Here is a 6,064-nt window from a genome sequence, read left to right as displayed (position 1 = left end):
ACCGCACCCGCCGACCAGTCCACCTCCGGCGACGGATCGTCCACATGCAACGTCTTCGGCAGCACACCGTGCCGCAACGCCATCACCGTCTTGATCAGCGAGGCGGCCCCGGCCGCGGCCTGGGCGTGGCCGATGTTCGACTTCACCGAGCCCAGCCAGAGAGGGTCGCCCTCGCGCTCCTGTCCGTACGTCGCGAGGAGCGCCTGCGCCTCGATGGGGTCGCCGAGCTTCGTCCCCGTACCGTGCGCCTCCACCGCGTCCACGTCCGACGGGGACAGGCGCGCGTCCGCCAACGCCGCCCGGATCACGCGCTGTTGGGAGGGGCCGTTCGGTGCCGAGAGGCCGTTGCTGGCGCCGTCCTGGTTGACGGCGGTGCCGCGTACCACCGCGAGGACACGGTGGCCCAGGCGGCGGGCGTCGGAGAGGCGTTCCAGGAGCAGCAGGCCCGCACCCTCCGACCAGCCGGTGCCGTCCGCCGCCGCGGCGAAGGACTTGCAGCGGCCATCCGGGGCCAGGCCGCGCTGGCGGCTGAACTCCGTGAAGATCGCCGGTGTCGACATGACGGTGACACCGCCCGCCAGGGCGAGGGAGCACTCGTCCTGGCGCAGCGCGTTCGCGGCCAGGTGGAGGGTGACCAGGGAGGACGAGCAGGCCGTGTCGACGCTGACGGAGGGGCCCTCCAGGCCGTAGACGTAGGAGAGGCGGCCGGAGGCGACGCTGGTCGAGTTGCCCGTCATGAGGTAGCCGTCGAGGCCCGCGGGGACGTTGGTCGTCAGGGGCATGTAGTCCTGCGGCATGACGCCGACGAACACGCCGGTGCGGCTGCCGCGCAGCGTCTCCGTGTCCAGGCCCGCGTGTTCGAACGTCTCCCAGGCGGTCTCCAGGAGCAGCCGCTGCTGCGGGTCGGTGGCCAGTGCCTCGCGCGGCGAGATGCCGAAGAACTCGGCGTCGAACTGATCGGCGTCGTGGACGAATCCGGCCTCCCGCACATAGGAGGTGCCCGGCCGGTCGGGGTCCGGGTCGTAGAGGCCTTCGAGGTCCCAGCCGCGGTTGTCCGGCCAGTCGGTGACGGCGTCCGTGTGGCCTGCGACGAGGTTCCACAGGTCGTCGGCCGAGCGCACGCCGCCGGGGAACCGGCAGGCCATCCCGACGATCGCGATGGGTTCGGGGCGGCGGGACTCGGCGGCCCTGAGCTTCTCCCTGGTCTCGTAGAGGTCGGCCGTGACCCACTTCAGGTAGTCGACGAGCTTCTGTTCGTCCGCCATGGTGCTCAGCCCCCTTGCCGGGACCGGCCCAGCTCGTTGTCGATGAAGTCGAGGATCTCGTCGGGCGTGGCCGCGCCGAGGGTGTCGGCGACGGCCTCGGCCGGTGCGGGTGTGTCGGTGAGGCGGGCCAGCATCGTGCGCAGCCGGTCGGTGATTCCCGCGCGGGTGTCGGCGTCGGGCGGCGCGGCCGTGAGGGCGCCGTCGAGCCGGTCGAGTTCGGCGAGGACGGACGGGCCGGGGGCCTCCGGTTCGTCCGGGGCGAGCAGGGTGCTCAGTCGGCGGGCGAGCGCCGCCGGGGTGGGGTAGTCGAAGACGAGGGCAGGTGGCAGGCGCAGGCCGGTCGCGTGGGTGAGCCGGTTGCGCAGTTCGATCGCGGTGAGCGAGTCGAAGCCGAGGTCCTGGAAGGTCTGGTCGGCGCCGATCGTCCGGGCTCCGTGGTGGCCCAGGACGGTGGCGGCGTGGTCGCGCACGAGGTCGAGGAGCAGCCGTTCCCGCTCCGGTCCCGTCCTGCCGCGCAGTTCGCGTACGAGGGGTGGGGCGCCGTCACCCGGCCCGGTGGAGGCCGGTGCCGCGCCGGCTTGTGTCGCGCCGCCGGCCTGTGTAGCGGTGGGCGGGGCGGTGGGTGTCACGAGTGCGCGCCACAGGGGCGAGAGTCCGTTCCGGTGGGCCGGGCCGCGCAGGCGTGTGGTGTCGATCCGGGCGGCGAGGACCGCGGGCGCGTCCAGGTCGCGGCCCGCGTCGAGGAGCGCCAGGGCGTGCGGTGCGGGCATGGGCCGGGCGCCGTCCCTGGCCAGACGGGCGCGGTCGCTCCGCTTCAGGGCGCCGGTCATGTCGCTGGCCGTCTCCCACCAGCCCCAGGACAGGGAGGTGGCGGGCAGGCCGTGGGCGCGGCGGTGGCAGGCGAGCGCGTCGAGGAACGCGTTGGCGGCGGCGTAGTTGGCCTGCCCCGGCGCGCCGAGCAGGGCGGCGGCGGAGGAGAAGAGCACGAAGGCGGACAGCTCCAGCTCTTCGGTCAGTTCGTGGAGGTTGAGCGCGGCGTCCAGCTTGGGCCGGGTCACGGTGTCGAGCTGCGCGCGGCCGAGGGAGTCCAGCGTGCCGTCGTCGAGTACGCCCGCGGTGTGTATGACGGCGGTGAGGGGGTGGGCGGCGGGGATGTCGGCGATGACGGCGCGCAGGGCTTCGCGGTCGGCGGCGTCGCAGGCGGTGAGGGTGACGTGGGCGCCGCGGGCGGTGAGCTGGTCCCGCAGTTCGGCGGCGCCGGGCGCGTCGGGTCCGCGCCGGGAGAGCAGCAGCAGGTGCCGTACGTGATGGACGTCGGCCAGGTGCCGGGCGACGAGGCCGCCGAGGGTGCCGGTGCCGCCGGTGATCAGGACGGTGCCTTCGGGGTCGAGCGGGGTGGGGATGCTCAGGACGACCTTGCCGGTGTGGCGGGCACGGCTCATGTGCCGGAACGCCTCGGAGGCGTGCCGGATGTCCCAGCCGCGCACCGGCGGCGGTGCCAGCGTGCCTTCGTCGAGGAGTCGTACGATCTCGGCGAGCAGGGCGCCGAGCCGTTCGGGCCGCGCGTCGCCCAGGTCGAAGGCGCGGTAGTCGACGCCCGGGTGGCCGGTCGCGATCCGCTCGGGGTCGCGGATGTCGGTCTTGCCCATCTCGGCGAACCGGCCGCCGCGTGGCAGCAGTCGCAGCGACGCGTCGACGAACTCGCCGGCGAGGGAGTTCAGTACGACGTCCACGCCTCGCCCGCCGGTGCTCGCCAGCAGCCGGTCGGCGAAGTCCAGGGACCGGGACGAGGCGATGTGGTCCTCGGCGAGCCCGGCGTCCCGCAGGGCCGGCCACTTGCCGGTGCTGGCGGTGCCGTACACGTCGGCGCCCCAGTGCCGGGCCAGTTGCACGGCGGCCGTGCCGACGCCGCCCGTCGCGGCGTGGACGAGGACGGACTCGCCGGGGACGAGACCGGCGACGTCGGCGAGACCCACGTACGCGGTGAGGTACGCGACGGGGACGGCGGCGGCCCGTTCGAAGGACCAGCCGTCCGGTATCGGTACGAGAACGCGCCGGTCCGCGACCGCGAGGGGCCCGAACGCGCCGGGGAGCAGGCCCATGACGCGGTCGCCCACGGCCAGGTCGGTGACCTCGGGCCCCACCTCCACGACGACGCCCGCGCCTTCGCTGCCGAGACCGGTGTGCGGGGCGGCGGTGCCGGTGTGCGGGGCGGCGGCCGGTCCGTCGCCGCGCTCGGGGTTCAGGTCGGGCAGGGCGCCGAGGCCCATCATCACGTCACGGAAGTTGACGCCCGCGGCCCGTACGGAGACGCGCACCTCCCCCGCCCGCAACGGCCGTTCGGCCTCCGGGTGCGGCACCAGCGCGAGGTCGAGGGACCCGTCGGTGGCGGCGAGGCGCCAGGCCCGGGCGCCGGGCGGACGCAGGAGTGTGCTGCCCGCGTCGGCGCGGGTGAGACGGGGAGCGAACAGCTGATCGCCGCGCAGGACGAGTTGAGGTTCGTCGGCGGCAAGCGCGGCGGGCAGGGCCCTGGCCGACTCGGCGTCGTCGTCGGAGTCGACGTCCAGGAGCAGGAACCGCCCGGGGTGTTCGCTCTGCGCCGACCGCACGAGCCCCCAGAGGGCGGCGTGCGTCAGGTCGAGCACGTCCTCGCGGGGCCCCGCCGCGATGGCCCTGCGCGTCACCACGAGCAGCCGCGCCGCCGCGCACCGCTCATCGGCGAGCCAGTCCTGGAGGGTCGCGAGGACGCGAGCGAGCACTTCGCGCGCCCGGTCGCCCTGGCCCTCACCGCCGGCCATGCGCCGGTCGTCACCTTCGACGTCACCGCCGTCCGGCTGCGCCGCGCAGCGGAGGATGACGACGTCGGTCTCGGGAGCCATGGCGTCGAGGAGGCCGCCGAGCGGGTGACCGGGCTCCAACTGGGCTATGACAGGCGCGGGTTCGCTCGGCGAGGAGGCTACCGGCACCCATTCGACGGGGTAGAGCGAGTCGGCCGCCCGGTCCGCCGACGCACCCGTGGTGGACAGCGCGTCGGGGCCGAGCGGACGTAACGTCATCGACTCGGCCCGGAGCACCGGCCGGCCCTCACTGTCGGCGAGCGCTAGCGTCACCGCGCCCCTGCCGGTGGCGGCCATGCGGATACGGACCTCGTGGGCGCCGCCGCGCAGCAGGGAGACGCCGCTCCAGGAGAAGGGCAGCCACGTGCCGTCGGTGGGCAGGATGTCGCCGGTCGCGGCGGCGTGCAGGGCGCCGTCGAGGAGCGCCGGGTGCATGCCGTACGAGGATGCCGTGCGGGCCGCTTCGGGCAGCGCGGCCTCCGCGAACACCTCGTCGCCGCGGCGCCAGGCCGCTCGTACGGCTTGGAAGGCGGGGCCGTAGGTGTAGCCGCGCGCGGTCAACTCCTCATACAGGCCCGCGACTTCGACCGGTTCGGCGCCCGGGGGCGGCCAGGTGGCGAGGTCACCGAAGGTGGAGGGCGAGGAGTCGGTCGCGGGGGCCGCGGAGAGCGTGCCGCTCGCGTGGGTCGTCCAGGGGCCGTCCTCCTTGTCATCCGTCCGCGAGTGGACGGCGACGGCGCGCCGGCCCGACTCGTCGGGGGCGCCGACCGTCACCTGCACGCGCACGCCGCCGTGCTCGGGGACGGCGAGGGGGCTCTGCAGGGTCAGTTCCTCCAGGTGACGGCACTCGGTCTCCTGCCCGGCGCGCAGGGCCAGTTCGACGAACGCCGTGCCCGGCACCAGGGCCACTCCACCGACGGTGTGGTCGGCCAGCCACGGCTGGGTGTGGTGCGACAGGCGGCCCGACAGGACAAGGCCGCCGCTCTCCGCCAGCCGCACCACCGCCGTCAACAGTCCGTGTTCGGCGGCGTCCAGCCCGGCGCCGTCCAGGTCGGCGCCCGGGTCCGCCTCCACCCAGAAGCGGCGGCGCCGGAAAGCGTAGGTGGGAAGTTCCACGGAGCGGCCGTCGCGTCCGGGGCAGAACGCCTTCCAGTCCACCGGCACACCCGCCACCCACGCCTGCGCCACGGCCTCCACGGCCGTACGCACCTCGTCCCGGTCCCGGCGCATCGCCGCAACCAGCACCATCTCCGGCGCCTCATCAGCCACACACTCCACGCCCGAAGCGGCAAGACCCCCACCCGGGCCGATCTCCACACACACCCCCACACGCTCCCGGGCCAACGTACGCATTCCCTCGTAAAAACGCACCGGCTCACGAACCTGCCGCACCCAGTAATCCGCCGAACACAAATCCCCGTCAGAAATCAACTCACCCGTCACACCGGAAACGACCGGAATCCGCGACGGACGGAAATCAACCCCCTCCGCCACCTTCCGGAAATCCTCCAACATCCCATCCATCAACGGCGAATGAAACGCATGCGACACCCGCAACCGCTTCACCTTCCGCCCCCGCCCCTCCCACACCGAAGCCACCGCCGCAACCCCCGACTCCTCCCCCGACACCACCACCGACCGCGGACCATTCACCGCCGCCACCACCACACCCCCACCCACCGGCAACGACGCCGCGACCTCCTCCAACGACCCCCGCACCGACACCATCGCCCCACCCACACCACCAAGCCCCTGCATCAACCCACCCCGCGCCCCTACCAACCGACACCCCTCCACAACCGAAAACACCCCACCCACACACGCACCCGCCAACTCCCCCACCGAATGCCCCAACACAAAATCCGCAGACACACCCCACGAACCCAACAAACGAAACAACGCCACCTCCACCGCGAACAGAGCAGGCTGCGCCCACTCCGTCCGCCACAACACCCCCTCACC

The 6,064-nt window shown here is 73.7% G+C and carries 2 protein-coding genes; both read right to left on the bottom strand.

What is annotated here, in order from left to right; genetic code table 11:
- The coding region (locus tag ACWDVB_RS40020) for a type I polyketide synthase (protein ID WP_451519987.1) at window positions 1–1,265 on the bottom strand (1,265 nt) is incomplete at its 3' end.
- 5 nt (window positions 1,266–1,270) lie between these two features.
- On the bottom strand, window positions 1,271–6,055 hold the full coding sequence (locus tag ACWDVB_RS40015; RefSeq protein WP_451612057.1) for an SDR family NAD(P)-dependent oxidoreductase: 4,785 nt from the start codon (window positions 6,053–6,055) through the stop codon (window positions 1,271–1,273).
- Window positions 6,056–6,064: the final 9 nt, after the last annotated feature.

The sequence above is a fragment of the Streptomyces sp. NPDC003379 genome, from assembly GCF_053589195.1.
This window is presented reverse-complemented; position numbering and strand designations above follow the sequence as displayed.